We start from the raw sequence: 24,749 nt of genomic DNA, 5'->3' as shown, positions 1-24,749 counted from the left end.
TGCTACTTCCCTTCGAACCGCGGCTTGCGCTTCTCCGCGAACGCCTTCGGTCCCTCGCGCGCGTCCTGGGACTGGAAGACCTTCAGCCCGTACTGGGCCTCCAGCTTGAACGCCTCCTCCTCGTGCATCCCTTCGGTGTCGCGGATCGTGCGCAGGATCGCCTGCACCGCGAGCGGGCCGTTGGCGGCGATCTTCTCGGCGATCTCCAGCGCGCGCTCGAGTGCCGTGCCGTCCGGGACGACCTGGCCGATCAGCCCGTACTCCTTGGCCTCCGCGGCCGTGATGTGCTTACCGGTCAACAGGATCTCCGCCGCGACCGTGTACGGGATCTGGCGCGGCAGCCGGACCGCCGAGCCGCCCATCGGGAACAGGCCCCAGCGTGCTTCGGAAACGCCGAACTTCGCGCTCTCCCCGGCCACCCGGATGTCCGTGCCCTGCAGGATCTCCGTGCCGCCCGCGATCGCCGCGCCCTCGACGGCGGCGATGAGCGGTTTGGTGAGCCGCCTGCCCTTGAGCAGCCCTTCGATCTTGCCGGGGTCGAACGTGCCCTCCCGGTAGGAGTCGGCGGGCGAGTGGCGCGACATGGACTTGAGGTCCGCGCCCGCGCAGAACGCGCCGCCGGCGCCGGTCAGCACGCAGGACCGGATCTCCGGATCTTCGTCGACGCGGTTCCAGGCGCCGACCATGATCTCCATCATTTCGCCCGAGATCGCGTTGCGCGCTTCCGGGCGGTTCATCGTCACCACGAGCGTGTGCCCGCGTTGTTCCACCAGAGCGTGTGGCTCAGCCATCGACTACCTCCACCGGGGCCATTGCTCAAAACAATAACATGTTCTACTTTGACTGAGTGGCTTACAACATCGCGGATCTCCTCGAGCACGCCGTCGACGCCGTGCCGGATCGGACCGCGGTCGTCTGCGGCGGCCGCCAGGTCACCTACGCCCAGCTGGAGGAGCGTGCCAACCGGCTCGCCCACCACCTCGCGGCGCAGGGCATCGGCAAGGGCGATCACATCGGTGTTTACTCGCGAAACTCCATAGAGATGATCGAGACGATGTTCGCGGCGTTCAAGCTCCGCGCCATCGCGATCAACGTCAACTACCGGTACGTCGAGGGCGAGCTCCGGTACCTGTTCACCAACGCCGATCTGGTGGCGCTGGTGCACGAACGGCAGTACGCGGACAAAGTCGCCGCTGTGCTACCGGACGCCCCGAAACTGAAACACGTTGTAGTCGTCGAGGACGGCTCCGAAGCCCCGTTCGAAGGCGCCGCCTACGAGGAAGCGCTCGAGGACAATTCGCCCGAGCGGGACTTCGGTGAACGAAGCGCCGACGACATCTACATGCTCTACACCGGCGGCACCACGGGGTACCCGAAGGGCGTCGTGTGGCGGCACGAGGACGTCTGGCGGGCGCTCGGCGGCGGTATCGACTTCGTCACCGGCGAGTACATCCCCGACGAATGGACGCTGGCCGAGCAGGGCAAGCAGGGCGCGATGACCCGGCTGCCCGCGGCCCCGCTGATCCACGGCGCCGCGCAGTGGGCCGCGTTCGGCGCGCTGTTCGGCGGCGGCACGGTGGTGTTCGTGCCGCAGTTCGACGCGCACGACATCTGGCAGCGGGTCGCCGAGTACAAGGTGAACGTGCTGACCATCGTCGGCGACGCGATGGCCCGCCCGCTGCTGGACGCCTACAAATCCGGTGACTACGACGCGTCCTCGCTCGTCGCGGTGTCCAGTCACGCCGCGCTGTTCTCGCATTCGGTCAAGCAGGAGTACCTCGCGACGTTCCCGAACATCGTGCTGACCGACGCGATCGGCTCCACCGAGAGCGGGTTCACCGGGATGGGCATGGTCGGCAAGGACGCCGACCACTCCGCGGGCCCGCGGGTGAACTTCGGCAAGGACGCGATCCTGCTCGACGACGAAAACCGTGTGGTGGAGCCGAAACCGGGTGCGACGGGACGGATCGCCCGTCGTGGGCACGTGCCGCTGGGCTACTACAAGGACAAGACCAAGACGGAGCAGATCTTCATCGAGGTCGACGGTGTCCGCTACGTCATCCCCGGCGACTACGCGCGCTACGAGGAGGACGGCACGGTCACGTTGCTGGGCCGCGGTTCCCAGTGCGTCAACACCGGTGGCGAGAAGGTGTTCCCCGAAGAGGTCGAGGGCGCGCTGAAGTCGCATCCGGACGTGTTCGACGCGCTCGTCATCGGCGTCCCCGACGAACGGCTCGGGCAGCGGGTGGCCGCGATCATCGAGACCAGGGAAGGGAAAACCCCGGATCTCGACTCGATCGAGGCGCACGTGCGCACCGAGATCGCCGGCTACAAGGTGCCGCGCAGCATCTGGGTCACGCACCAGGTCGGCCGCCTGCCCAGTGGCAAGCCCGACTACCCGTGGGCGAAGCGCTACGCCGAAGAAAACCAGCCCGCCCGTTAGAACTTCGCCGCAGGAGGCACTACATGCGCACCGAGTTGTGCGAGACGCTCGGGATCGAGTATCCGATCGTCGGTTTCACCCCGTCCGAACACGTCGCCGCCGCGATCAGCAAGGCGGGCGGACTCGGTGTGCTGGGGTGTGTCCGGTTCAACGACGCCGAAGAGCTGGACGCGGTGCTGGACTGGATGGACGCCAACACCGGCGGCAGGCCCTACGGGGTGGACATCGTCATGCCGGCGAAGATCCCCACCGAGGGCACCCAGGTCGACATCGAGAAGCTGATTCCCGAGGAGCACAAGGCTTTCGTCGAGCGGACGCTGCGTGACCTGGGTGTGCCTGAGCTGCCGCAGAACGTCGAGGAGCGCGCCGGCGTGCTCGGCTGGCTGCACTCGGTCGCGCGTTCGCACGTGGAGGTCGCGCTCAAGCATCCGATCAAGCTGATCGCGAACGCGCTGGGTTCGCCGCCGGTGGACGTGATCGAGCAGGCGCATTCGCACGGGGTGCCGGTCGCGGCACTCGCGGGGAAGGCGGAGCACGCCGCCCGGCACGTCGCCAACGGCGTGGATTTCATTGTGGCGCAAGGACATGAGGCCGGTGGCCACACCGGTGAGATCGGTTCGATGGTGCTGCTGCCCGAGATCGTCGACGCGGTCGAGGCGCCGGTGCTCGCCGCGGGCGGGATCGGCTCGGGCAGGCAGGCCGCGGCGGCGCTCGCGCTCGGCGCGTCCGGCGTGTGGATGGGTTCGACGTGGCTGGCCACGCAGGAGTACCTGGAGACCATGCCCAGCTCGGCCGCGATGCAGAGCGCGCTGGTCGACGCCACCTCGTCGGACACGGTGCGCACCCGCATCTACACCGGCAAGCCCGCGCGGCTGCTCAAGACCAAGTGGACCGCGGCGTGGGAGGCCGAGGACGCGCCGAAGCCACTGCCGATGCCGTTGCAGAACATCCTCGTGTCGCACGCCCACAACAGGCTGCACGAGGCCAACGACCCACAGCTGGTTTCGATGCCCGCCGGGCAGATCATCGGGCGTATCAAGGAGATCCGCCCGGTCGCCGACATCATGACCGAGCTCGTCGAGGGCTACGAGCAGGCGCTGGCGAGGCTGGACAAGACCCGAGGCTGACGCGCACGAGCTCGACGGCAGGCCTGGATCGAACGCACCGCGTCACCGATCACGGCCCCGGCGTTCGCGCGCCGCGACGCGGAATTCCGCTGAGCCAGTAAGCCAAGGCGCCCAGCGCGAGCACGACGCATCCGGCGATCACCGACGGCAGCGGCAGGCTGAAGGCGAGCACCACGCAGCCGATCAGCCCCGCCACGGGGATCACCCGCGCCCCGAGCGTGAAAGCCGAGGCGTTCGCGATGGCGTAGTAAGTCAGCACGGCGAACGACGAAAAGCCGATCGCACCACGGAGATCGGTCGTCGTCACGAGGATCGCCACCACCACGCCGACACCCAGTTCGGCGTGGTGGGGCACCCCGAACCGCGGGTGCACGGCGGAGAGCGCGCGGGGCAGGTGGCCGTCGCGCGCCATCGCGAAAGTCGTGCGCGAAACGCCGAGGATCAACGCCAGCAAGGAACCCAGCGCCGCCAGCGCCGCGCCCACGCGCACCGCGGGCGCGAGCCAGCCGGGCACGGCCTGCGCGATCGGGTCCGAAGTGGACGCCAGAGCCGGTCCGAGCGTTACCACCAAAGCGATTCCGACCGCGGCGTAGACGACGAACGTGATGCCCAGCGCGATCGGGATCGCCCGCGGGATCGTGCGAGCGGGGTCCCGCACCTCCTCGCCGAGCGTCGCGATTCGCGCGTACCCGGCGAAGGCGAAGAACAACAGCCCGGCCGACTGCAGGATTCCGCTGCCGTCAAAGGAAATCCCGCTCGCGTGCGGCAGGCCGGACATCGCCGCCACCGAGGCCGCGAGCACCACCAGCGTCACCGCGACGAGCACCCGCGCCAGCCACGCCGAACGCTGCACGCCGAAATAGTTCAACGCTGTCAAGGCGAGTACCGCCGCGGCCGCGACCGCCGGCTGCCATCCCGGCGGCGCCACGTAGGCGGCGACGGTCAGCGCCATGGCGGCGCAGCTCGCCGTCTTCCCGACCACGAAACCCCAGCCCGCCAGGTAACCCCAGAATTCGCCGAGCCGTTCCCGTCCGTACACGTACGTTCCGCCCGAAGCCGGGTAGATCGCCGCCAGCCGCGCCGACGACGTCGCGTTGCAGTACGCCACAAGGGCCGCGAGCACCAGACCCACCAGCAGCCCCGCGCCGGCGGCGTGCGCTGCTGGTGCGAAGGCCGCGAACACGCCCGCGCCGATCATCGAACCCAGCCCGATCACTACCGCGTCTCCGGCGCCGAGCCGCCGTTGCAGTTCCATGCCGCCGATCCTCACGTATGCTCGCTGGTCGTGCCTAGTCATCCTCACCCGGCCGATGGCCCCGTCCGCGCCGGAATCCCGGAGCACGGCCGCATTCCGCGTTACTACGCGGTGAAAGTCCGGCTGCTCGAGCTGATCGGTGAACTCGGCGAAGGCGCCACGTTGCCCACCGAGCGCGAGCTGTCCGAGCGTTACGACGTCTCCCGCGCGAGCATCCGCCAGGCGGTCAGCGAGCTGGTGCTGGAAGGCAAACTTCGGCGCAGGCAGGGCAGCGGCACCTTCGTGGCGCCGCCGAAGCTGGTGCAACGCCTTTCGCTCGGCAGCTACACCGAGAGCCTGCGGCAGGAGGGGCTCGAGCCGGCCCGCACGCTCATCACGCTCGAACACCGTCCCGCGGACCCCGGGCTCGCGGGGGAGCTGCAGCTGGTCCCGGGGGAGGACGTGATCCATCTGGAGCGGGTGCTGCTGGCCGACGGCGAGCGCATCGGGCTGGAGTCGACGTACCTCGTCAGCTCACGTTTTCCCGCGCTGATGGACGTTTTCGACCCCGAGGAGTCGCTCTACGCCTGTCTGCGCGATCAGCTCGGCGTGGTGTTCGAGGGCGCGGAGGAGCGCGTGGAGACAGTGCTGGCCACGCCGCGTGAGGCGCTGCTGATCGGCACGAACCCGGCGTTGCCGATGCTGCTGGTGCACCGGGTTTCCTGGGAGCCCGGCGGGAAGCCGTTCGAGCGGGTGCGTTCGCTGTTCCGCGGCGACCGGCTCAGCTTCTCGACCCGGCTGTGAAGGTCACGAAATGATAACTCATCCAGTCCAATTTTCATCTCGCCTTGGGCCGGACTTCATGGGCTGTTCACGATGAGCGGCGAAGGTCTGCCGCGTGCGAATTCTCATCGTCGGCGGTGGCGTGCTCGGCACGATGCACGCCTGGCAGGCCGTCCAGCGCGGTCACGAAGTGGTCCAGCTCGAACGCGAACCCGAAGCGCGCGGGGCATCCGTGCGCAACTTCGGGCTGGTCTGGGTCAGCGGCCGCGCGTCCGGCCCGGAGCTGGAGGTCGCCGTCCGCGCCCGCGGGCTGTGGGGCGAGATCGGTGCCGAGACGCCGGGTTTGGGCTTTCGTGCCAACGGTTCTCTCACGGTGCTGCGCACCGAGGCCGAGTACGCGGTCGCCGCGCGGGCCCCGGCCGACCGTGAGTTCAAACTGCTCGACGCGGCCGAGACGCGTGCGCTGAACCCCGCGTTGCGCGGCGAATTCCTTGGTGCGCTTTGGTGTCCGGCCGACGCGGCGGTCGAACCCCGTGTCGCGCAACCCGCGCTGCGTGCCCGCCTCGAGTCCAGTGGCCGCTACACCTGGCTTCCCGGCAGGGAAATCCGAGCGCTGGAAAAGAACGGCGTCGTCGACGACCGCGGTGAGCGGCACGAAGGTGACCTCGTGCTCCTGTGCACCGGCGCGTGGCTCGGCGGGTTCGTCCGCGAGCTGGTGCCGGAGATCCCGGTGCGGCGGGTACGGCTGCAGATGTGCCAAACCGGGCCACTGGGCGAAAAACTCACCACCTCGGTGGCCGATGGCGACAGCTTGCGCTACTACCCGGCCTTCCGGGGCGACGCGCTGGACGCCCTCAACCGCGACCAGCCGCAGGAGGAAGTGACCGCCGACAACGCGATGCAGCTGCTGATGGTGCAACGCCTCGACGGCGGGCTGACCATCGGCGACACCCATGCCTACGACGAGCCCTTCCCGTTCGACGTCACCGAAGCCCCGTACGAACACCTTCGCGGTGTGGTGGAAGGGTTTCTCGGCCGTCCGCTGCCGAAGATCGTCCGCCGCTGGGCGGGGATCTACGCGCAGTGCACCGATCCTTCGCTCGTCGTGCACCGCGCCCGCGTCGCCGACAACGCGTGGATCATCACCGGCCCTGGCGGGCGCGGCATGACCTGCGCGCCCGCGATCGCCGAAGACACCGCCGAGGAGGCCGGACTGTGAACACCGAACTCGTGGTACTCGACATGGCCGGCACCACCGTCGCCGACGACGGCCTGGTCGAGGAGGCTTTCACCACCGCGATCACCGCCGTCGGCGTCGCCGCGGACAGGCAGCCGGAGATGCTGGACCACGTCCGCGAGACGATGGGCCAGTCCAAGATCGTCGTCTTCCGTGCCCTGCTCGGTGAGGAAACCCTTGCCCAGCAAGCGAATGACGAGTTCCGCCGGGCCTACGAGGGACTCGTCGACAAGGGCCGCTGCGAGCCCGTTCCCGGCGCCGAGGACACCATCCGTACCCTGCGCGAAGCCGGGGCCAAGGTCGCGCTCACCACCGGTTTCGCCGCCGGGACGCAGCACGCCATCCTCGACGCGCTCGGCTGGCAGGACCTCGCCGACCTCGTGCTCGCGCCCGGCCCCGGCGTGCGCGGCCGCCCGTTCCCCGACCTCGTGCTCAGCGCCGTGCTGCGGCTGGAGGTCACCGACCTGCGCCACGTCGCGGTCGCCGGGGACACCTCGTCCGACATCCTCACCGGCCTGCGCTCCGGGGCCGCCGTGGCCGCGGGCGTGCTCACCGGCTCCGGCAGCCGCGAGGACTTCGAAGCGGCCGGAGCCACCCACGTTCTCGATTCCGTTCGCGATCTCCCCACCACCCTAGGAGCACTGGCATGAGGAAGAAGGCGCTCGTCGTCGCGCTCGCGCGGGCTCCGGCGAGGTCACTTCGCGGGTGGAGAAGGAGAAAGCCAACCCACAGGCCCGAAGACCTAGGACGACTTGCTCGACCCGGAGTACAAGGGCAAGCTCCAGTACTCCACCCCAGGCGAGGCCGGTGACGGCACGGCGGTGCTGGTGGAGCTGCAGCACGTGCTCGGTGACCAGGGCGCGCTGGACTACCTGGCCGACAACATCGCTTTCGGTTTGAAGGCAAGGAAAATGTCGCGGCCGGAGATCCGTGACCGGGTGGCCGCGACGCTGGATCTGGTCGGCATGGGCGTCTACGCGCGCCGTTTCCCGCGTGAACTGTCCGGCGGGCAACAGCAGCGGGTGGCGATCGCGCGACCGCTGGCGATCCGGCCCAACGTGCTGCTGCTCGACGAGCCGCTGTCCGCGCTCGACGCCGCGCTGCGCGAGGACATGGTGGCCGAACTGCTGCGATGCGGCGTGGCGCACGGTGCTCATCGCGCTCGGGACGACGGCCGGCTGCGTACTGTTCGGCACCTTCCTGGCGCTGGTGATCGCTTTCGTGCCCTTCCCCGGCGCGCAAACGCTTTCGCGGCTCGTGGACACGGTCCTCGCGTTCCCGTCGTTCCTCTACGGCAGCACGGGGATCTTCCACAGCGCGGGTTTCTTGTGCTCGCCGTGGGGCGTGCCGCTGGGCTGCGCCAGGTGGTGTTGCCCGAGGCGTTGCCGTCCCTGGCTTGGGCGCCTGCCTGACCATGCTGCTGGCGATGAACGAGTTCGGGATCGTCCTGTTCATCGGCGCCAAGGACGTGATCACGCTGCCGATGCTGGTGTACGGCAAGGGGATCGTCGCCTTCGACTACCCGTCGGCGTGCGTGATCGCCATCATCAACGTGGTGTTCTCGTTGCTGCTGTACGGCGCTTATCGCCGGGCGCTGACGAAGGGAGACCGCCGTGCTGCTGTCGACGCGGCGTAGCAAGGCTCTACTTTGGACGGTCTTCGCGGTGCTGTTCGCCGGGATCGTGCTGCCCTTCACCTACAGCACGGTTTCCGCGGCCGCGCGGCGCACGGACCCGCAGCTGGCGCTGGTCGCGGGCAGCCTCGGGGCCGGCCCGGCGCGGGTGCTGCTGCGCGTGCGATTGCCCGTGCTACTGCCCGCGATGGCGGCTTAGGCGAGCCTCGCGGAATCTTCGCGCTCGCCGACCGGGGTCAGGTGTTCCTCGCCTCGGCAGGCACGGTCGTGTTGCTGCTGGTCACCCCTCGTCGGCGTCACCGCGTTCGGGTTGCTTCGCGGGCGCGCCGCCGAACGCTGATGCAACCCCGTGACGCGCCCGTTCCGTCTTGGGGGCATGAGGTGGAAAGGAATGCTCGCCGCGACAGGAATAGCGCTCGTCACGGTCACCGCCTGTGGCCAGCAACCGCAGAGCGTCCCGGCCGCGGGCGGGGGTGCCACCAGCGCTCCGCCCAGCAGCAGCGCCGCGCCGACCAAACCGGGCAGCTCGCAGAGCTTCCCGACCGGCCTGCTCGTCGTGCCACCGGGCCAGCTCGACGCGAGCGCGCTGCCCGCGGACTACCCGCATGAGGTGTACGTCACAGCCGACGGGAAGACGGTCTACCTCCGTGCCGAGGAAGGCGGCTGCGGCAAGGCGACCGTGGAAGTCCGCGAGGAGACGTCGTCGCAGGTCGCGCTGAACCTGATCGAAACGAAGTCCAACATCAAGGGCCAGATGTGCACGATGGACATTCGCTACCCGGTCGTCTCGGTGCCGCTGAGCGCACCGCTGGGCGAACGGAAGCTGGTGCTCTCGAGCGAGAAACGCGGCGGCTGATGTCCTAGCGTGTGCCCATGGCCAAACGTCAAGTCTCGGGCACGCGGACGATCGCGACCACGCCCGAAGAGATCTTCGCCCTGCTGACCGACCCGTCGAAGCACCCCGTGCTCGACGGGTCGGGCACGGTGCTCGCGGCGCAGTCGAACGGCCCGGACAAGCTCGAACTGGGGTCGAAGTTCGGGATGGACATGAAGATGGGCGCGCCCTACAAGATCCTCAACACGGTGGTCGAATACGAGGAGAACCGGCTCGTCGCGTGGCGGCACTTCAACGGCCACCGGTGGCGCTGGCAGCTCGAACCCACCGACGGCGGCACGAAGGTCACCGAGACGTTCGACTGGTCCACCGCCCGCGTCCCGTTCCTGATCGGGATCAGCTTCTTCCCGAAGAAGAACAAGGAGGGCATCGAGAAGACCCTCGACCGGCTGGAGCAGATGTACCCCGCCGCCGCGGCCTGACCCGCATCGCTCGCGGTGGCGTGTGGCGGCCGCTCGCGTTGGTGTGTTGGCTGCTCGCGTCGATGTGTTGGCCCTGCCGGTGCCGGTTCGGGGGACCGGCACCGGGCCCGACAGTTGCGGAGGCTGAGCTACTTCGCGCTACTCCGCGCCCGGCATGGCCACCGGGAACGTGCCGACCTGGCCGCAGGTCCGGACCGTCTCGATCAGGCCGATGGTGCTGGTGCAGGTCTTTTCTTCTTGTGCACCAAGGCATGCATCGAGTGCGTCGGCGTGCCGCCTACGTCACGAGCGCTGACGCGTCGAGATAGATCATCGCTCGTTTTCGCGCATTTCGAGCAGGATGGCGAGTGGGTCCACGTCCTCCGGAACCTCGATTCTCGTGTACTGGTCCAGGTTCCTGGTCGTCAGATCTCGTTCAGCGGGCCGGGCCGCGCCCTGGACCACCAGCTCGTCGAACCGGCTCTGCTGACGCGGAGGAGGGATGAAGACCGCGACCACATGGCCATGACGGGGCACCTCGATCGTTTCCCCCTGTTCTACTCGGGACATTGCAGGGACAACCCGTTCGCTCAGCTCCGGAAGCTGATCTGCAGCACCGGTTCCGAGGTCTCCGAGAAGAAGTCGTTGCCCTTGTCGTCCACGACGATGAACGCGGGGAAGTCCTCGACCTGGATCTTCCATACCGCTTCCATGCCCAGCTCCGGGTACTCCAGCACGTCGACCTGCTTGATGCAGTCTTGTGCCAGCCGGGCGGCGGGCCCGCCGATCGAGCCGAGGTAGAACCCGCCGTGCTCCTGGCACGCCGCGGTGACCTGCTTCGACCGGTTGCCCTTCGCGAGCATCACCAGCGAGCCGCCCGCCGCCTGGAACTGCGCCACGTACGAGTCCATCCGGCCGGCCGTGGTCGGGCCGAACGAACCGGACGCGTAACCCTCGGGCGTCTTGGCCGGGCCGGCGTAGTACACCGGGTGGTCCTTGAGGTACTGCGGCATCTCCTCGCCGGCCTCCAGCCGCTCGGCGATCTTCGCGTGCGCGATGTCGCGCGCCACGACGAGCGGGCCGGTCAGCGAAAGCCGCGTCTTCACCGGCAGCTGCGAAAGCTGCGCGCGGATCTCGGCCATCGGCCGGTTCAGGTCCACGCTCACGACCTCGTCGGACAGGTCGTCCTCGGTGACCTCGGGCAGGAACCGCGCGGGGTCGCGCTCCAGCTGCTCGATGAACACGCCGTCGGCGGTGATCTTCGCCTTCGCCTGGCGGTCGGCGGAGCACGACACCGCGATGCCGACCGGGCAGGACGCGCCGTGGCGGGGGAGGCGGATCACGCGGACGTCGTGGCAGAAGTACTTGCCGCCGAACTGCGCGCCGATGCCGAACTGGCGCGTCATCTCCAGCACCTGCTGTTCGAGGTCACGGTCGCGGAAACCGTGCCCCAGCGCGGAACCCTCCTCCGGGAGGTTGTCCAGATAACGAGCCGAGGCGAGCTTGGCGACCTTGAGGTTGAACTCGGCCGAGGTGCCGCCGACGACGATCGCGAGGTGGTACGGCGGGCACGCCGCGGTGCCGAGGCTCCGCAGCTTCTCGTCCAGGAACTTGGCCAGGCGCTTGGGGTTCAGCACCGCCTTGGTCTCCTGGTACAGGAACGTCTTGTTGGCGCTGCCGCCGCCCTTGGCCATGAACAGGAACTCGTAGACCGGGTCCTTGGCGCCGTCCTTGTGGTACAGCTCGATCTGCGCCGGGAGGTTGGTGCCGGTGTTCTTCTCCTCCCAGAAGTTCAGCGGCGCCATCTGCGAGTACCGCAGGTTCAGTTCCTGGTAGGCGTCGAACACGCCGCGCGCCAAGGCTTCCTCGTCGGCGCCGCCGGTGAGCACGCCCTCGCTGCGCTTCCCGATCACGATCGCCGTGCCGGTGTCCTGGCACATCGGCAGCACGCCGCCCGCGGAGATCGCCGCGTTGCGCAACAGGTCCATCGCGACGAACCGGTCGTTGCCGCTGGCCTCCGGGTCGTCGACGATCGCGCGCAGCTGCGCCAGATGTGAAGAGCGCAGCAGGTGCTGGATGTCGGTGATCGCCGTGCGCGCGAGCTTCGTCAGCGCTTCCGGCGCCACTTCCAGGAATTTGCGGCCGCCCGCTTCGACGACCCGCACGCCTTCGGGCGTGACGAGGCGGTATTCGGTTTCGGTGTCCGGGGCTAGCGGCAGCACGTCGGTGTACTGGAACGAGGTGGTGGTGGCGGTCACGCACGGCTCCCTTGCACGCGGTTCGGGTGAGAAAAGACGTTACCGCGTGCTTTGCGCAAACGACCCCGAGGTGTGGGGAAGCCGATGCGGGAAAGGCGCGGAACGAAGGTCGCACCGTGCACATTGCCCTGGAATAAGGGAAACCCCGGAAAAATCGGAAGGCCGGGCCCACCCCGACGGACCCGACCTTCCGGGGCAAGCGACCGGGGGAACCGGTCGCGAAGCTCACGTCCGGGAGACGTGTGGGCCCCCCGGACGTTGCTTCGACCGTCCCGTGACGTAGGTCATATGTCAACGGGCCGTTTGGGTAATGCGACGATTACCCTCTGCTTCAGCTGGCGTAGGCGCGAAGACGCTCGGCCCGTTCTCCCTGGCGCAGCTTGGACATGACCTCGCGCTCGATCTGCCGGACGCGCTCGCGCGACAGCCCGAAGTGCTTGCCGATCTGGTCCAGCGTGCGCGGCTGCCCGTCGTCCAGGCCGTAGCGCAGCCGGATCACGGACTGCTCCCGCTCGTCCAGCGTGGCGAGCACGCGGCGCAGATCGTCTTGCAGCAGACCGGAAATCACCGCGCTCTCCGCGTCGGTCGCCTCGGAGTCCTCGATGAAGTCACCTAGCGGGGCGTCCTCCTCGGTGCCGACCGGCATGTCCAGGCTCACCGGGTCACGCGCGTGGTCAAGCAGGTCGGCCACCTTCTCCGCGGCGATGCCGGACTCCGCGGCCAGCTCCTCGTTGGTCGCCTCACGGCCGAGCTGCTGGTGCAGGTCCCGCTTGATCCGCGCCAGCTTGTTGACCTGCTCCACCAGGTGCACCGGCAGCCGGATGGTCCGCCCCTGATCGGCCATCCCGCGGGTGATCGCCTGGCGGATCCACCAGGTCGCGTAGGTGGAGAACTTGAACCCCTTGGAGTAGTCGAACTTCTCCACCGCGCGGATCAGACCCAGGTTCCCCTCCTGGATCAGGTCGAGCAGCGGCATCCCGCGGCCCGTGTACCGCTTGGCCAGCGAGACGACCAGCCGGAGGTTCGCCTCCAGCAGGTGGTTCTTGGCCTGGTGCCCGTCCCTGATCAGGGCTTTCAGCTCGGCCTTGCGCTCGGTGGAGAGCTTCGGCGCGGTCTCCAGCATGTGCTGGGCGAACACCCCGGCCTCGATCCGCTTGGCCAGCTCCACCTCGTCGGCCGCGGTGAGCAGCGAGGTCTTGCCGATGCCGTTGAGGTACACGCGGACGAGGTCGGCGGCGGGGCTTTGCGCGTCCAGGTCCGCGTCCGTCATCGCGGGAGCGGGTACGCTGGACTCGAGAGCCGGTTCCGGGAGCTTGCGCTCGCGGCTCCGCCGCGGCTTCCGCTCCAGAGTCTGTACTGACATGTTTGCCTCCCCGGTCACGGGCTGACACGTTGGTGCGTCACACCGGCTGTGCGTCGCGGCCCGGGCCTGTGGAACCCGGTACGCGAATCCAGCTTGTTGGCTGGACATCTGGGTCAACGCGGTCGGCCCTGGATTCGTTCCCGCGTTCCCGAGAAATGGACGGCGGAAACGCCCGTCCGGTTGCTCGACCAAACCTGAGGTCTTCCTGAGAGGTAAAGGTCTAGACCTCGACGAGCACCGTGAACGGCCCGTCGTTCACGCTGTGTACAGCCATCTTCGCGCCGAATACGCCGGTGCTCACACGCGCGCCGCGGCCGGAAAGTTCACTGATGACCGTGTCGAAAATCTCTTCCGCCGCGGCCGGACGGGCCGCCGCGCTCCACGATGGACGCCGTCCTTTGCGGGTGTCTCCGTAGAGCGTGAACTGGCTCACCACCAATAGTGGAGCGCCGGTCGAAGCGCATGACTCTTCGTCATCGAGGATGCGCAGTTCGTGCAACTTGCGTGCCATCACAGGGGCTTTCTCCGCCGTGTCGTCCACGTGCACGCCGAGCAGCACCAGCAGCCCCGGCTCGTCCACGGCCCCGACGACCTCCCCGGCGACGACCACGCGCGCCTCGGTAACCCTTGCGACGACAGCCCTCACGCGCCCTCCTTGTCGGACGCGGCAAGCCGCGGCAGTGTTTTCGCGTCGGCAGGCGTGGTGCTCGATGGCTCGGACCTGCAAGCAGTCCTCACGCGGGTTCGACCATCCCGTGCCGCACCAGTTCCCGGATCATCGGCACCGCCGTTTCGGCGAGTTCCCCGGCCGTTCCGCCATGAGCGAACGCGAGCAGCTCCAGCAGATCCGCCAGCGGCAGCGCGCCCCGGCAGCCGGCGAGCAACGCCTCGGCCAGTTCGTCCACCTCGTGCTGCCAGCCCGGCCCGTCACTGCGGTGCAGGCGGCGGACGGTGGTCTCCCAGCCTTCCTCGCCGGGGGCGTCCACGCGCTCCAGCAACACCGTCGGCGGGACCCGGAACCTGGTCTCCAGCAACTCGTTCCCGTGATCGCGCAACCACGCGACGCGATCCAGCCAGGCACCGGCTTCCGGGCCGAGCGGATCGTCATAGGCCTGCCGGAGGTCTTCGCACACGATCGTCGGATCCGTGACGTCCGCGCGGCGCAGTGTCACGAAGCCGAAACCGATGCCCTGCACCTTTTCCTCGGCGAACCAGTCGAGCCACGCGCCCGCCTTCGCGCGGCCTTCCGGCGAGCGCGGGTCGATTCCCGCGTCGCGCAGCCAGGTTCCGACGTACAGCCCCGGATCGGCGATGTCGCGTTGCACGAACCACGCGTCGACGCCCGGCGGCAGCCAGCGCGCCACCCGGTCGCCCCAGTCCTCGCCCTCGATGTGCAGCCACGAAGCGAGCAGCTGCCCGACACCGCCCTCGTTGAGGAACGCCGGCAGCTGGCGCACCACCAGCGCCGACGCGTCGTCGCCGGCCAGGCCGGAGTCGCGGTAGGTGTAGTCGACCCTCGCCGGGCCGACGACGAACGGCGGGTTGCACACGATCTGGTCGAACCGCCGCCGTGCCACCGGCGCGAACCATTCCCCGCGCCGCAGTTCGACGTCGATCTCGTTGAGCCGGAACGTGACGCTCGCCAGCGCGAGCGCGCGCGGGGACAGGTCGGTGGCGGTGAGCTTTTCCGCGTGCCGCGCCGCGTGCAGCGCCTGCACCCCGTTGCCGGTGCCGAGGTCGAGCAGCGACCGCACCGGGCGGCGGATCGTCGCGCGCACGAGGCTCAGCGACGCGTGCCCGACGCCGAGCACGTGATCGACCGGCACCTCGCTCCCGAGCGCGTCGGAATCCAGATCCGAAACCACCCACCACGAGCCCTGCTCGTCCCCGTGCGGGCGCACATCCAGGCCCGCGCGGACGTCGTCGCCCGCGCCGCGGAGCAGCCCGGCCGCGAACGCGTCTTCGACCGGCAGCGGTGCGAGCGCGGCCCGCACGTCGGCCTCGGTTTCCTTGCCGCCCAACAGGAACAGCCGGATCAGCGTGCCCAGCTCGCCGGCGTCGCGGCTGGCCCGGAACGCCAGTTCCGGCTCGCCACGGCCGAGCGCGGCGTGCGCGGGGACGCCGAGCGCCCCGAGCACCCCGTCGGTGTCGTAACCGGTACGGCGGAAAGCTTCACGCAACCGTGCGCAGAACTCGTCGGAAAACTCAGGATTCACAGCGGGTGATCCTTCCACGGGTGTGCTGAGATGGCGGGATGAGCATCCCGGCCACACTCGCTCCGCTCGAGGGGCTCCTTCCCACGCTGGAAGAGCTGTACCTCGATCTGCACCGGCACCCCGAGCTGTCCTTCGCCGAGCACCGCACGGCGGCCGAACTGGCCCGGCGGCTCGGCGAATCCGGTTACGAGGTGCACACGGGGATCGGGGGCACCGGCGTACTCGGCGTGCTGCGCAACGGAGACGGCCCGGTAGTGCTGCTGCGCGCCGACATCGACGCGCTGCCCGTCGAGGAGCGCACGGGCCTGGAGTACACCAGCGAAGAGCACGGCGTGATGCACGCCTGCGGGCACGACATGCACGCGGCCTGGCTCAGTGGCGCGGCGGATTTGCTCGCGAAGGCGAAGGAGAGCTGGCAGGGCACACTGCTGGCGGTCTTCCAGCCGGGCGAGGAACGGGGCTCGGGCGCCAAGACGATGGTCGAGGACGGGCTTTTCGACATCGCGGGAAAGCCCAGCGTGTGCCTCGGCCAGCACGTCGTGCCTGGGCCGGCGGGCTGGGTGCTGACCAGGCCCGGGGTGATCATGGCTGGCACCGACGCGCTGAAGGTGGTCCTGCACGGGCGCGGCGGGCACGGGTCCCGCCCGGAGACCACGGTCGACCCGGCGGTGCTGGCCGCGTCGGTCGTCACGAGGCTGCAGACGATCGTCTCCCGGGAGATCTCGGCCACCGACTCGGCCGTGGTGACGGTGGGGTCGATGCACGTCGGCACGGCGCACAACGTGATCGCCGACCACGCCGAGCTGGAGATCAACGTCCGCACCTTCGACGAGCAGGTGCGCGCCAAGGTGCTGGCCGCGATCGAGCGCATCGTGCGCGGCGAGGCGGTGGTCGCCGGATGCCCGAAGGAACCGGAGATCACCACCATCGCGAGCTTCCCGGTGACGAAGAACGACGACGAAGCCAACGCGCAGGTCACCGAGGTCTTCAAACAGCATTTCGGCCAGGGCCACTGGCTGGAGGCGCCGCTGGTCACCGGCAGCGAGGACTTCAGCGAACTCGCCCGCGCGGCCGGCGCGCGGTCGGTGTTCTGGCTGACCGGCGGCCTGGAACCCGAGCCGGTGTTCACGGCCATCGCCGCGGGCCGGTTCGAGCAGGACATCCCGTCGAACCACTCGCCGCTGTTCGCGCCGATCCCGCATCCCACGCTGCGCACCGGGGTGGAGGCACTCGTCGTCGGCGCGCTGCACTACCTCGGCGGCGGGAGCTGATCGGGCATGGTGGATGTGGTCGCGCTGACCAGGAAACTGGTCGGGCTGGACACGGTGGACAAGGACGAGACGGCCGCGCTGAAACTGCTCGTGCCGCTGCTGGAGGAGGCCGGGTTCGTCGTCGCGATCGCCGAACACGAGGCGGGCCGCGGCACCCTGGTCGCCGACTGGCACACGGAGCTCGACGTGCCGCCGCTGTGCCTGTCGGGGCACGTCGACACGGTGCCGCTCGGTGCGGCGGAATGGCAGCACTCGCCCTTCGGTGAGCTCGACGGCGACAGGCTCTACGGCCGCGGCACGAGTGACATGAAGGGCGGCGTCGCGGCGATCGTCACGGCGGCCACCGCGCTCGCGGGCAAGACACCGAAGCGCGCCGGGGTCCGGCTGGTGCTCACGGCCGCGGAGGAGACGGGCTCGCACGGCGCCCGGTACGTCGCCGATTCGGTGCTGGACGGGCCGAGCGGCCCGTTGGTGATCGCCGAGCCGACCGCGAACTCCGTGGTGCACGGGCACAAGGGCGCGTTGTGGCTGGAGCTGCTGGCCACCGGCGTCACCGCGCACGGCTCGACGCCCGAGCTGGGGGAGAACGCGATCTACCGGCTCGCCCGCGCGGTCACGGCGTTGGAGGGCTACCGGTTCGACGCCGGACCGCACCCGATCCTCGGCGCGCCGACACTGAACGTGGGCACGATCTCGGGCGGGCTGAACACGAACTCGGTGCCCGACCGCGCGGTCGCGACGGTCGATGTGCGCACGATCGCCGGTCAGAACCACGCCGAACTCGCCGAAGCGCTGGCGCGCGTCGCAGGCCTCGACCTGCGGACATTGGTGGATCTGCCGTCCGTGTGGACCGACCCCGGTGACGAATGGGCCGCCTCGGTGGCCGAGACCGTCCGCTCCGTCACGGGCGAATCGGGCGAACCGCGCGCCGCGACCTTTTTCACCGACGCGTCCGTGCTGACTCCCGCGCTCGGTTCGGTGCCGACGGTGATCTGCGGGCCGGGTGAACCGGCGCAGGCCCACGTCACCGACGAATGGTGCGCGCTGGGCCGGCTGGCCGAATCCGCCGAGATTTTCACCTTGATCTGCCGGGATTGGTGCGGGTTGTGACCCTCCCCGGGTGTCGCCGGGGAGATCCGGGTGGGACGATGGGGACGGAGGTGGTCGTAGTGCGCAGGACTCCCCGCGATGCCGGGGAAGAGGCCGACCCGGTGCTCATCACCGAGGCCGCCCCCTCCTACGAAGAAGAGCACGCCGCGCGGAAGCGCAAGTACATGCTGATGATGGGGCTGCGTTTTCCGTGCCTGATCCTGGCCGGGGTCTTCTACCACACGTGGTGGCTGGCGCTGCTGTTCGTCGTGCTGTCCATCCCGCTGCCGTGGGTCGCCGTGCTGATCGCCAACGACAGCCCGCCGCGCAAGACCGAGAAGGTCAGCCGCTACGAACGCGAAGTGCGGCAACTGGAACACCGCGAACACCGCGTAATCGACGGCTGACGCCGAGGCGTTTGCCAATGCCCGCGGCGTGTTCGCCCCTCCCGCGGGCGTCTTGGCCGCTGGCGTCGGTGTGTTTGCTGCTCGCGCGGGCGTGTTGGCCGGTGGGGTCGGCGAGTTGGCCACCGGCGGCGGCCAACTCGTGTACGGGCGGCCAATCTCTGCAAGGGGCGGCAAATGTGCCCGCGGGAGTGGCCAACTCGCGTACCGGGGCGGCCAACTCGCGCACCGGGGCGGCCAACACGACCGAACCACCGGGCTAAGGCTGCGCCCCGACCTGTCCGACGGCCTTCGCGCCAAGACGGACGCCTGCGCGGAGGGCGTCCACAGTGGACTGTCCGGCGAGGCGGGCCGAGAGGACGCCCGCGTCGAAGGCATCCCCGGCGCCGGTGGAGTCCACGCAGTCCGCCGGTTCCGCGGGCACGCTCACGGTGCCGTCCCCGTCCACCCAGCGCGCGCCCTCCATGCCCGCCGTCACCGCCACGGCGCCCACGAAGTCGAGCAGAGCCTCCGGGCCGTCAGAGCCGGCCAGCGCACGCAGTTCGTCCGCGTTCGGCAGGAGCAGGTCCGCCCCGCGCACGTCGTCGAGGAAGCCCGCCGGGTCCGTGAGCAGCGCCGCCGCCTGCGGGTCGACCGAGGTGGTCAACCCCGCCTCCCGCGCGGCCGCCAACGCGGCCAGACCGCCGGGCCGCGACGACGGGTCCAACAGCACGTAGCCGGACAAATGCAGATGCGCCGCGCCGTCCAACGCCGACGCGAGAACGTCCGAAGGCGCGAAGCGGGCGTTGGCGCCGCGGTCGGGCAGCATGCTGCGCTGCCCGTCCTTGTCCACCAACACCACCACACAGCACGTCGCCGCATCCTCGTCGACGGTGAACGCGCACCGCACGCCCGCCGACTCCAGCTCCGACCGGATCAGCCGCCCGCCAGCGTCATCGCCGACACGGGCGATCAGCGTCGTCTCCACACCGGTGGAAGCCAGCCACAGCGCGGTGTTCGCGCCCGCGCCGCCGCCGGCCAGCCGCACGCTCGCGCGCGAGTCCCCGCCTTGCACGATCGCGTTTTCGTGGCGTGCCACCACATCCAGGCCGGCGTCGCCGACCACGACCACCTTCACGCGAGCTCCACCGCGATCTCGGCGGCCAGCTTCGCGTTGGACAGCACCAGCGCCTCGTTCGCGTCCAGGCTCACACCTTCGCTGGCTTCGTGGAAGTGCTCCAGCAGCACCGGAGTCACATCCTTGCCGTGCACCTCCTTGGCGCGCACGAGCTCCAGCCCCTCCCGCAGGATCCGGTCGTGCAGCTCTCTGTCCATTTCGGACTCCAGCGGAATGGGATTCGCCAGCAGGACACCGGAAGACGCGTACTCCCGGTGCGCGGCGACGACGGCCGCGGCCTGCGCCGGGTCCTCCACCCGCCACGGCACCTCGAACCCGCGCGAGCGCAGGTAGAACGCCGGGAACTGGTCGGTCCGGTAGCCCAGCACCGGCACCGACGCCGTCTCCAGCACCTCGAGGGTCGCGGCGATGTCGAGCACCGACTTGACCCCGGAGCACACCACGAGCGTCGGGATCCGGCCCAGCACACCGAGATCCGCCGACACGTCCCAGGACTCGGCCGCGCCCACGTGCACCCCGCCGAGCCCGCCGGTGGCGAACACGCCGATCCCCGCCTTGTGTGCCAGCGCCGACGTGCTGGCCACCGTCGTCGCGCCCGAGCGGCCGAGGCCGATCGCCGGGCCGAGGTCACGCAGCGAAAGCTTGTCCAGCCCCGCGTCGGCGGCGCACACGCGCTCCAGTTGCGTCGCCGACAACCCGACGACCGGCGTGCCGTCCAGGACCGCGATGGTGGCCGGCACCGCGCCCGCGGCGCGCACCGTCTCTTCGAGCCTGCGCGCGACATCGAGGTTGCGGCCGGGCGGCAGCCCGTGGGACAGGATGGTGGATTCGAGCGCGACGACGGGCCTGCCGCTGTTGACGGCATCGGCGACTTCGCCGGAACGGGAAATCTGGGTCACGAAGGTCCATTTTCGCCGACCCGGTCAGCGAAACTCCCAGCGGGTGGGCGAGCCGGCGAAGTCGGCCTCGTCGAGCCCGAAGGCCCATCTCGGCCGCACCCGCACGGTCGCGTGGCGGGCCGGGTCGGTGAGATCCGCGTCGTAGCCCGTGCCGTATTTCTCGTTGACCGCACGGAGGAAAGCCTGCAGGGACACCGTGTCGGAGACGACCTTCGCGGCGCCCTCCACGATCACCGGGTTGAGCGGGTCGTCGGTCGCGAGCGAGACCACCGGGTTCGCCCGCAGGTTGTGGATCTTGCGGGCGTGCAGCCCCGAGGAGAACCAGAGCGCTTCGTCGTGCCAGACCGCCCACACCGGCATGAGGTGCGGGCGGCCGTCCGGCCAGACTGTGGAAAGCCAGAAGTCGTGCGAACTCCGCAGCCGGTCGAGTGCCCACGACCACGGCAGCAGTCCCGTGCCCTCGTCCGCGGGCAGTGTGCCGTAGCCGGGCATGTACGGGCGTGTCGCGCGTGGCTCCAGCATCCGGGTTCACCCCCTCACTCCAGATACTGCGCCACCCCCTCCCCGAACGACCAGTCCGCTTCGCGGGTTTCGGTGATGCTGACGAACACGTTGCGCGGCTCGATCCCGGCGCGTTCCCTGGCCAGTTCGGCGATCCGCGCGTACAGCGCCTTCTTCTGCGCGTTCCGCCGGCCGACGCGCATGGTGAGGCTGATGAACACGATCCCGTCGTCGCGGCTGATGCCGAGGTAGCCGGGGTCGTAGCGCACCTGGCCCGCCTCGTGCCGGTGGATGACCTGGAAGAAGTCGTCCTTGGGTACGTCGATGGTCTCGGTCATCGCCTGGTGCACCGCGTCGCCGAGCGCGGCCAGCGTCGCGTCCTCGTGGGTGGGTGGGGCGTCGATCCGTACGAGAGGCATGACGAGCCGTACGAGAGGCATGACGAGACTGTACATACCAGTAGGTACAGAGAACAAGGTGTCCTTCGCGGGACCGGCGGACTGCGGCATCATGGAGACATGAGCACCATGACGCTGCCGGACACCGAAACCAGGCCGGAATCCACGGACAGCACCGACGACGACGCGCCGAAGATGTTCCACTACGTGCGCAAGAACAAGATCGCCGAAAGCGCGGTCATGGGCACGCACGTGGTGGCGCTCTGCGGCGAGGTCTTCCCGGTGACGAAGTCGGCGAAGCCCGGCTCCCCGGTTTGCCCCGCCTGCAAGGAGATCTACGAAGGACTGCGCCCCGGCCCCGAGGAGTGATCCACCTCGGCGAGGTCTTCACCGGCCTCGCCGGGTTCCTCAGTGCGCGGCGCGGGCGCGCCCTCGTCCTGCTTCTTGCCGCGCGGCTTGCTCAGCCGCTCCTTCGCCTTCTCCAGCTCCAGGCGGCGCCACTTGCGGCGCTGCCGCCTGGTCATCTTCGCAGGCCAGAGCTCCTGGATGGCGCTGTTGAAGTACGCGCCGCCGACCACGGCCATGCCGATGAAGTATGTGAAGAGCAGCCACGCGATGGGCGTGGCGAGCGCGCCGTAGGTGTAGCCCGTGCGCGTGATCCAGGTCAGGTAGATCCGCAGCCCGATGCTGGCCAGCAGGAAGATCACCATGGCCAGCGCCGCGCCGGGCAGCCCGCGGTGCCACGGCAGGCGGCGCGGCAGCGAGAGTTTGTACAGCGTCGCGAGCGCGATGATCAGGCCCACCGCGAGCACCGGGTAGTACCCGATCCCGACCCAGGTCGACAGCGTCGGCCGCCACGAGTCGGGGAAGAAGTCGACCAGGATGTCCGGGCCCAGCGCGATCAGCGGCAGCCCGATCACCAGCAGGACCAGCCCGCACAGGTACAGCAGTAGCGCGAAGATCCGCTGCCACACCTCGTTGCGCACGCCGTACTGGTCGTGCGCCACGGTGATCGCGTCGACGAACGAGGACATCGCCGACGAGCCGGCCCACAGCGAGATCAGGAAGCCGACGGAGACGATCTCGCCCTTGCCGATGGTGAGGATGTCGTCCACCGTCGGCTCGATGATCTGGTCCACCACGTTGCTGGTGAAGACGCGCTCGCAGAACGTGATGATCTTGTCGTGCACCGTGGTGACGAAGCCCTGGCCGAACCAGTCGCCCATGAACCCGAGGCTGCCCAGCAGTCCCAGCAACAGCGGCGGCAGGGACAGTGTCTGCCAGAACGCGGCCTCCGCGGACTCGGAGAAGATGTTGCCGCCCCAGGCTTTGCCGAGCGTACGGCCGATCAGGTGCCGCACGCCCTTGCGTGGTGGCCGGGGTTCGGTCTGCTCGCTCATCTCGGTGTCCAGCATGGTCCATCGAGTGCGTTTTGGCTCGTCGCGCCTGTGGTGTTTTGCACTCGGCCGTGCCGTTCGCAGCCGTTGTCGTACCGGGCCGGTAGTCTCCTACGAGCGCCCTCACCCACGCCCGGCGTCGCCGCCGGACGGCTCCGTGGGGGTTTTCGCATGTGGCGTTCCTGTCGGCGAGAGGAGGGGGAAGATCCTTGTCGGACACGGCACAGCGTAATCGGGGGGAATCCGGGTTCGCCGCGCCCGAACCGCAGAACGACTCCACCGCGCGGCCGCTGCGCGCGTGGCAGCGGCGGGCGCTGACGAAGTACCTGACCACCAAACCGCGGGACTTCCTCGCGGTCGCGACGCCGGGCGCCGGGAAGACGGTGTTCGGCCTGCGCATCGCGGCCGAACTGCTGTCCGACCGCACGGTCGAGTCGATCACCATCGTCACGCCGACCGAGCACCTCAAGCACCAGTGGGCGATCTCGGCCGCGGCCGCCGGCATCGCGATCGACTCCAACTACCGCAACGGCCAGGGCGCCACCTCCGCCGACTACCGGGGCGTGGCGCTCACGTACGCGCAGGTGGCCGCGCACCCCACGCTGCACCGCGTCCGCACGGAGAACCGCAAGACCCTGGTGATCCTGGACGAGATCCACCACGGCGGGGACGCGAAGTCCTGGGGTGACGCGATCCGCGAGGCGTTCACGCCCGCGGTGCGGCGGCTGTCGCTGACCGGGACCCCGTTCCGCAGCGACGATTCCCCGATCCCGTTCGTTTCGTACGAGCCCGACGGCGACGGCGCCATGCGCAGCAAGGCGGACCACTCGTACGGCTACGCCGACGCCCTCGCCGACGGTGTCGTCCGGCCCGTGGTCTTCCTCGCGTACTCGGGCGAGGCGTCGTGGCGCACCAACGCGGGCGAGGAGTTCACGGCGCGTCTCGGCGAGCCCCTCACCGCGGAGCAGACGGCGCGCGCCTGGCGCACGGCGCTGGATCCGGGCGGCGAGTGGATGCCCGCGGTGCTGCAGGCCGCGGACACGCGGCTGCAGCAGTTGCGCAGCGGCGGAATCCCGGACGCGGGCGGTCTCGTGATCGCCACCGACCAGGAGACGGCGCGCGCGTACGCCAAGCTGCTGCAGCGGATCACCGGCGTCGAACCGGTGGTCGTGCTGTCCGACGATCCCAAGGCCACCAAGCGGATCGGCGAGTTCTCCGAGAGCGAGGACAGGTGGCTGATCGCCGTCCGGATGGTGTCCGAGGGCGTCGACGTGCCGCGTCTCGCGGTCGGTGTCTACGCGACGAGCGCGTCCACGCCGCTGTACTTCGCCCAGGCCATCGGGCGGTTCGTGCGGGCGCGGCGCAAGGGCGAGACGGCGAGCGTGTTCCTGCCCAGCGTGCCGGTGCTCCTCGAACTGGCCAGCGAGCTGGAGGCCCAGCGCGACCACGTGCTCGGCAAACCGCACCGGGAGAAGGAAGGCTGGGACGACGAGCTGCTCGCCCAGGCCAACCGCACCGAGGACGAGCCGGGCGAGGAGGAGAAGGCGTTCACGTCACTGGGTGCCTCGGCCGAGCTCGACCAGGTCATCTACGACGGGAACTCCTTCGGCACGGCGGTGTTCTCCGGCAGCGAGGAGGAGCAGGAGTACCTCGGCCTGCCCGGGCTGCTGGAGCCGGACCAGGTGCGGGCGCTGCTGCGGAAGCGGCAGGAGGAGCAGCTGGCCGACGCGGGCCGCCGCAAGCCGGAGAAGGAGGCGCCCGCCGCGCCTGTCCGGCCGAAGTCCACGCAGGAGCGCATCGCGTCGCTGCGGAAGGAACTGAACACGTTGGTCGGGATGTACCACCACCGCACGAACAAGCCCCACGGGGCGATTCACAACGAGCTGCGGCGTGCCTGCGGCGGCCCGCCCACCGCCATGGCGACGGTCGAGCAGCTGGAAGAACGGATCGTCACCCTCCGCTCCTGGTAAGCGAACGCGAAGGGCGGGTGCTCCCGGTCGAGCACCCGCCTTCGTCTTGCGAAGTCAGCCTCGCCCCCGCGGTGAGCGACTCGCTCACGGTGACCCCGGCGGGGGTCCGGGGG

Annotated in this window: 27 protein-coding genes; 15 read left to right on the top strand and 12 right to left on the bottom strand. The window is 69.6% G+C overall.

Going from position 1 to position 24,749, the window contains the following annotated elements:
- Window positions 1-2: 2 nt before the first annotated feature.
- A complete protein-coding gene (locus FPZ12_RS23085) occupies window positions 3-791 on the bottom strand; it encodes a crotonase/enoyl-CoA hydratase family protein (protein WP_144747740.1) in 789 nt (262 codons plus the stop codon).
- A 56-nt stretch (window positions 792-847) separates the two neighbouring features.
- Here FPZ12_RS23085 and FPZ12_RS23080 point away from each other — a divergent pair, with 56 nt between their 5' ends.
- Window positions 848-2,443, top strand: a complete 1,596-nt coding sequence (locus tag FPZ12_RS23080) for an acyl-CoA synthetase (RefSeq protein ID WP_144747741.1) — start codon at window positions 848-850, stop codon at window positions 2,441-2,443.
- A 23-nt stretch (window positions 2,444-2,466) separates the two neighbouring features.
- Window positions 2,467-3,570 (top strand): NAD(P)H-dependent flavin oxidoreductase, encoded by a 1,104-nt coding sequence (locus FPZ12_RS23075; protein ID WP_144747742.1) that lies wholly within the window; start codon window positions 2,467-2,469, stop codon window positions 3,568-3,570.
- A 49-nt stretch (window positions 3,571-3,619) separates the two neighbouring features.
- Here FPZ12_RS23075 and FPZ12_RS23070 read toward each other — a convergent pair whose 3' ends face one another.
- Window positions 3,620-4,825, bottom strand: a complete 1,206-nt coding sequence (locus FPZ12_RS23070) for an APC family permease (protein ID WP_208025961.1) — start codon at window positions 4,823-4,825, stop codon at window positions 3,620-3,622.
- 30 nt (window positions 4,826-4,855) lie between these two features.
- Here FPZ12_RS23070 and FPZ12_RS23065 point away from each other — a divergent pair, with 30 nt between their 5' ends.
- The 8 genes from FPZ12_RS23065 (at window position 4,856) to FPZ12_RS23030 (ending at window position 9,774) form a co-directional block, all read left to right on the top strand.
- The gene (locus tag FPZ12_RS23065) at window positions 4,856-5,608 is read left to right on the top strand and encodes a GntR family transcriptional regulator (protein ID WP_243769982.1); all 753 of its coding nucleotides are present in this window, start codon (window positions 4,856-4,858) and stop codon (window positions 5,606-5,608) included.
- A gap of 94 nt (window positions 5,609-5,702) precedes the next feature.
- Window positions 5,703-6,806: a TIGR03364 family FAD-dependent oxidoreductase gene (locus tag FPZ12_RS23060; RefSeq protein ID WP_144747744.1), complete on the top strand. Its 1,104-nt coding sequence runs from the start codon at window positions 5,703-5,705 to the stop codon at window positions 6,804-6,806.
- Window positions 6,803-7,474, top strand: a complete 672-nt coding sequence (locus tag FPZ12_RS23055; RefSeq protein WP_144747745.1) for a phosphonatase-like hydrolase — start codon at window positions 6,803-6,805, stop codon at window positions 7,472-7,474. Before FPZ12_RS23060 ends, FPZ12_RS23055 begins: the two co-directional genes overlap by 4 nt.
- A 102-nt stretch (window positions 7,475-7,576) precedes the next feature.
- On the top strand, window positions 7,577-8,236 hold the full coding sequence (locus FPZ12_RS47200) for an ATP-binding cassette domain-containing protein (protein ID WP_279537830.1): 660 nt from the start codon (window positions 7,577-7,579) through the stop codon (window positions 8,234-8,236).
- 14 nt (window positions 8,237-8,250) lie between these two features.
- Entirely contained in the window at window positions 8,251-8,460 is a 210-nt protein-coding gene (locus tag FPZ12_RS47195; RefSeq protein ID WP_243769981.1) for a hypothetical protein, read from the top strand.
- Entirely contained in the window at window positions 8,438-8,656 is a 219-nt protein-coding gene (locus FPZ12_RS46530; RefSeq protein ID WP_243769980.1) for a hypothetical protein, read from the top strand. The genes FPZ12_RS47195 and FPZ12_RS46530 overlap by 23 nt, the downstream gene beginning before the upstream one ends.
- A gap of 192 nt (window positions 8,657-8,848) precedes the next feature.
- Window positions 8,849-9,313: a hypothetical protein gene (locus tag FPZ12_RS23035; protein ID WP_144747746.1), complete on the top strand. Its 465-nt coding sequence runs from the start codon at window positions 8,849-8,851 to the stop codon at window positions 9,311-9,313.
- 17 nt (window positions 9,314-9,330) lie between these two features.
- On the top strand, window positions 9,331-9,774 hold the full coding sequence (locus tag FPZ12_RS23030; RefSeq protein ID WP_144747747.1) for an SRPBCC family protein: 444 nt from the start codon (window positions 9,331-9,333) through the stop codon (window positions 9,772-9,774).
- 309 nt (window positions 9,775-10,083) lie between these two features.
- Here the strand turns inward: FPZ12_RS23030 and FPZ12_RS23025 are convergent, their stop codons facing one another.
- The 5 genes from FPZ12_RS23025 to FPZ12_RS23005 all read right to left on the bottom strand — a co-directional run bounded on the left by FPZ12_RS23025 (window position 10,084) and on the right by FPZ12_RS23005 (window position 15,590).
- A complete protein-coding gene (locus tag FPZ12_RS23025; RefSeq protein WP_144747748.1) occupies window positions 10,084-10,323 on the bottom strand; it encodes a hypothetical protein in 240 nt (79 codons plus the stop codon).
- A 20-nt stretch (window positions 10,324-10,343) separates the two neighbouring features.
- The gene (locus FPZ12_RS23020) at window positions 10,344-12,011 is read right to left on the bottom strand and encodes a fumarate hydratase (RefSeq protein WP_144747749.1); all 1,668 of its coding nucleotides are present in this window, start codon (window positions 12,009-12,011) and stop codon (window positions 10,344-10,346) included.
- 331 nt (window positions 12,012-12,342) lie between these two features.
- On the bottom strand, window positions 12,343-13,374 hold the full coding sequence (locus FPZ12_RS23015; RefSeq protein WP_144747750.1) for a sigma-70 family RNA polymerase sigma factor: 1,032 nt from the start codon (window positions 13,372-13,374) through the stop codon (window positions 12,343-12,345).
- 220 nt (window positions 13,375-13,594) lie between these two features.
- A complete protein-coding gene (gene dtd, locus FPZ12_RS23010; RefSeq protein ID WP_144747751.1) occupies window positions 13,595-14,020 on the bottom strand; it encodes a D-aminoacyl-tRNA deacylase in 426 nt (141 codons plus the stop codon).
- Between the two features lie 88 nt (window positions 14,021-14,108).
- Complete coding sequence (locus FPZ12_RS23005) at window positions 14,109-15,590, bottom strand: DUF7782 domain-containing protein (RefSeq protein ID WP_144747752.1); 1,482 nt, start codon at window positions 15,588-15,590, stop codon at window positions 14,109-14,111.
- A gap of 38 nt (window positions 15,591-15,628) precedes the next feature.
- On the opposite strand from FPZ12_RS23005, the gene FPZ12_RS23000 reads away from it, so the two are divergent.
- From FPZ12_RS23000 to FPZ12_RS22990, 3 genes are read left to right on the top strand one after another with little or no spacing between them, the layout of a single operon-like run.
- Window positions 15,629-16,861: an amidohydrolase gene (locus FPZ12_RS23000; RefSeq protein ID WP_144747753.1), complete on the top strand. Its 1,233-nt coding sequence runs from the start codon at window positions 15,629-15,631 to the stop codon at window positions 16,859-16,861.
- Window positions 16,862-16,867: 6 nt separating this feature from the next.
- Complete coding sequence (locus tag FPZ12_RS22995) at window positions 16,868-17,971, top strand: M20 family metallopeptidase (RefSeq protein WP_144747754.1); 1,104 nt, start codon at window positions 16,868-16,870, stop codon at window positions 17,969-17,971.
- Window positions 17,972-18,009: 38 nt separating this feature from the next.
- On the top strand, window positions 18,010-18,357 hold the full coding sequence (locus tag FPZ12_RS22990; RefSeq protein WP_144747755.1) for a DUF3099 domain-containing protein: 348 nt from the start codon (window positions 18,010-18,012) through the stop codon (window positions 18,355-18,357).
- 256 nt (window positions 18,358-18,613) lie between these two features.
- Here FPZ12_RS22990 and FPZ12_RS22985 read toward each other — a convergent pair whose 3' ends face one another.
- From FPZ12_RS22985 to FPZ12_RS22970, 4 genes are read right to left on the bottom strand one after another with little or no spacing between them, the layout of a single operon-like run.
- Window positions 18,614-19,471 carry a carbohydrate kinase family protein gene (locus tag FPZ12_RS22985; protein WP_144747756.1) on the bottom strand — a complete coding sequence of 286 codons (858 nt, stop codon included), beginning with the start codon at window positions 19,469-19,471 and terminating at the stop codon, window positions 18,614-18,616.
- Complete coding sequence (locus FPZ12_RS22980; protein WP_144747757.1) at window positions 19,468-20,370, bottom strand: pseudouridine-5'-phosphate glycosidase; 903 nt, start codon at window positions 20,368-20,370, stop codon at window positions 19,468-19,470. Before FPZ12_RS22980 ends, FPZ12_RS22985 begins: the two co-directional genes overlap by 4 nt.
- 24 nt (window positions 20,371-20,394) lie before the next feature.
- Window positions 20,395-20,892, bottom strand: coding sequence for a pyridoxamine 5'-phosphate oxidase family protein (locus FPZ12_RS22975; RefSeq protein ID WP_144747758.1), 498 nt, complete (start codon window positions 20,890-20,892; stop codon window positions 20,395-20,397).
- A 14-nt stretch (window positions 20,893-20,906) separates the two neighbouring features.
- Window positions 20,907-21,311, bottom strand: coding sequence for a tautomerase family protein (locus FPZ12_RS22970; protein ID WP_481726110.1), 405 nt, complete (start codon window positions 21,309-21,311; stop codon window positions 20,907-20,909).
- Window positions 21,312-21,389: 78 nt separating this feature from the next.
- On the opposite strand from FPZ12_RS22970, the gene FPZ12_RS22965 reads away from it, so the two are divergent.
- Window positions 21,390-21,638, top strand: coding sequence for a DUF3039 domain-containing protein (locus tag FPZ12_RS22965; RefSeq protein ID WP_144747759.1), 249 nt, complete (start codon window positions 21,390-21,392; stop codon window positions 21,636-21,638).
- Here the strand turns inward: FPZ12_RS22965 and FPZ12_RS22960 are convergent.
- A complete protein-coding gene (locus FPZ12_RS22960) occupies window positions 21,605-22,684 on the bottom strand; it encodes a YihY/virulence factor BrkB family protein (RefSeq protein ID WP_208025959.1) in 1,080 nt (359 codons plus the stop codon). The two genes, FPZ12_RS22965 and FPZ12_RS22960, sit on opposite strands and share 34 nt — an antisense overlap.
- Before the next feature lie 191 nt (window positions 22,685-22,875).
- Here FPZ12_RS22960 and FPZ12_RS22955 point away from each other — a divergent pair, with 191 nt between their 5' ends.
- Window positions 22,876-24,636, top strand: a complete 1,761-nt coding sequence (locus FPZ12_RS22955; protein WP_144747760.1) for a DEAD/DEAH box helicase — start codon at window positions 22,876-22,878, stop codon at window positions 24,634-24,636.
- Window positions 24,637-24,749 lie beyond the last annotated feature (113 nt).

The organism is Amycolatopsis acidicola, from assembly GCF_007713735.2.
In the GTDB taxonomy this organism is placed as follows: domain Bacteria; phylum Actinomycetota; class Actinomycetes; order Mycobacteriales; family Pseudonocardiaceae; genus Amycolatopsis_E; species Amycolatopsis_E acidicola.
Note: the sequence above shows the minus strand (reverse complement) of the source record. Positions and strands in the feature narration are given on the sequence as shown.

What these genes read in the sequence shown, in the direction of transcription:
- FPZ12_RS23015 (WP_144747750.1), bottom strand. Translation starts at nt 13,374, where the DNA reads ATGTCAGTACAGACTCTGGAGCGGAAGCCGCGGCGGAGCCGCGAGCGC.
- FPZ12_RS23025 (WP_144747748.1), bottom strand. Translation starts at nt 10,323, where the DNA reads ATGTCCCGAGTAGAACAGGGGGAAACGATCGAGGTGCCCCGTCATGGC.
- FPZ12_RS47195 (WP_243769981.1), top strand. Translation starts at nt 8,251, where the DNA reads ATGAACGAGTTCGGGATCGTCCTGTTCATCGGCGCCAAGGACGTGATC.
- FPZ12_RS22975 (WP_144747758.1), bottom strand. Translation starts at nt 20,892, where the DNA reads ATGCTGGAGCCACGCGCGACACGCCCGTACATGCCCGGCTACGGCACA.
- FPZ12_RS22965 (WP_144747759.1), top strand. Translation starts at nt 21,390, where the DNA reads ATGAGCACCATGACGCTGCCGGACACCGAAACCAGGCCGGAATCCACG.
- FPZ12_RS22970 (WP_481726110.1), bottom strand. Translation starts at nt 21,311, where the DNA reads ATGCCTCTCGTACGGCTCGTCATGCCTCTCGTACGGATCGACGCCCCA.
- FPZ12_RS22995 (WP_144747754.1), top strand. Translation starts at nt 16,868, where the DNA reads ATGGTGGATGTGGTCGCGCTGACCAGGAAACTGGTCGGGCTGGACACG.
- FPZ12_RS23085 (WP_144747740.1), bottom strand. Translation starts at nt 791, where the DNA reads ATGGCTGAGCCACACGCTCTGGTGGAACAACGCGGGCACACGCTCGTG.
- FPZ12_RS23000 (WP_144747753.1), top strand. Translation starts at nt 15,629, where the DNA reads ATGAGCATCCCGGCCACACTCGCTCCGCTCGAGGGGCTCCTTCCCACG.
- FPZ12_RS22960 (WP_208025959.1), bottom strand. Translation starts at nt 22,684, where the DNA reads ATGCTGGACACCGAGATGAGCGAGCAGACCGAACCCCGGCCACCACGC.
- FPZ12_RS22990 (WP_144747755.1), top strand. Translation starts at nt 18,010, where the DNA reads ATGGGGACGGAGGTGGTCGTAGTGCGCAGGACTCCCCGCGATGCCGGG.
- FPZ12_RS23070 (WP_208025961.1), bottom strand. Translation starts at nt 4,825, where the DNA reads ATGGAACTGCAACGGCGGCTCGGCGCCGGAGACGCGGTAGTGATCGGG.
- FPZ12_RS23075 (WP_144747742.1), top strand. Translation starts at nt 2,467, where the DNA reads ATGCGCACCGAGTTGTGCGAGACGCTCGGGATCGAGTATCCGATCGTC.
- FPZ12_RS23030 (WP_144747747.1), top strand. Translation starts at nt 9,331, where the DNA reads ATGGCCAAACGTCAAGTCTCGGGCACGCGGACGATCGCGACCACGCCC.
- FPZ12_RS23035 (WP_144747746.1), top strand. Translation starts at nt 8,849, where the DNA reads ATGCTCGCCGCGACAGGAATAGCGCTCGTCACGGTCACCGCCTGTGGC.